Origin of the sequence: Nocardiopsis xinjiangensis YIM 90004 (assembly GCF_000341145.1) — a bacterium.
Lineage (GTDB): Bacteria > Actinomycetota > Actinomycetes > Streptosporangiales > Streptosporangiaceae > Nocardiopsis > Nocardiopsis xinjiangensis.
The window spans coordinates 1-1040 of record NZ_ANBE01000079.1; the positions used below are offsets into that span (position 1 = coordinate 1).

Consider the following 1040-nt stretch of genomic DNA (forward strand, 5'->3'; position numbering starts at 1 on the left):
TACGACACCTTCCTGACCGTCCTCAGCGGAATCACCGCCGTCGTGGTCATGGGGACGGCCCTCTACCTCACCCTCTTCGACCAGAGCAGGGCCAGGCTGTTGTTGAGCGGGCCGGTCGCCGGCCTGGGCGTGGTGAGCATGCACTACATGGGCATGGCCTCCATGAACATCCACGGCGAGATGCGCCACGACCTCTTCTGGATCGTCACCGCCGCCGTCATCGCGATCATGGCCTCCACCACGGCGCTGTGGTTCGCCTCCCGGCTCCGGGGACAGATCGCCATCATCTCGGCCTCGCTCCTCATGGGGGTCGCCGTCAGCCTCATGCACTACGCCGGCATGGTCGGCGTACACGTGGAAGCGACCGATTCCGAGCTCCAGGGCGCCCCCGAGGGTGCGGCCGCCTTCGACCTGATGCTGCCGCTCATCGTGGGCCTGTTCGTCTTCGTGCTCATCTGCAGCCTGTTCCTGCTGCTGGGCGCCGACGACGACCGCACGCCTCGGGCGACCGAGCAGCCCGCCCGACCCACCACCCCCAACCACCCGTTGCCGAGCAGCGCCTGGGACCGGCCCGTGCACCGGGACGACTGGCCCGAGGCCTCCGGCGGCTCCAAGAAACCGCACCGGTGACCCCAGCACCACCGAAGAGCACACGGGGCGGAAGGAAAACAAGTTCCTTCCGCCTTTTTCATGCCCGATACCGGGCCATTGCCGTGGCCATTATTCATTTCAACAGAGGATGGTAGGACGACTGGCCACATCAGGCCATAAATATTCATGCTCACCCCCTGGATATCGGGGCAAAATATTCCCTAGCATTCAAGTCCGGAACTGATGTGAATTTTGTCGCCGGATGTGAATACTGTGTTCGACCTCTACGACCAGGGGTGGATCATCCCCGCCCTCGCCTGTCTCGTGTCGGTGATCGGCTCCTACCTGGGTCTGTCCTTCGCTGCGCGCGCCCGCGCCACGAAGGGCCTCTTCCGTTGGCAATGGCTGGGGCTGGCCGCTCTCACCCTGGGCGGCGTGGCCGTGTGGTC

At 64.9% G+C, this 1040-nt stretch carries 1 protein-coding gene and 1 pseudogene; both read left to right on the plus strand.

Translation table 11 applies throughout. The annotated features are described in order from the left end of the window. The coding region (locus D473_RS25350) for an MHYT domain-containing protein (protein ID WP_017611537.1) at positions 1 to 630 on the plus strand (630 nt) is incomplete at its 5' end. A 234-nt stretch (positions 631 to 864) separates the two neighbouring features. After that, positions 865 to 1040 (plus strand): annotated as a pseudogene (locus D473_RS25355) (MHYT domain-containing protein); the annotation flags it as partial.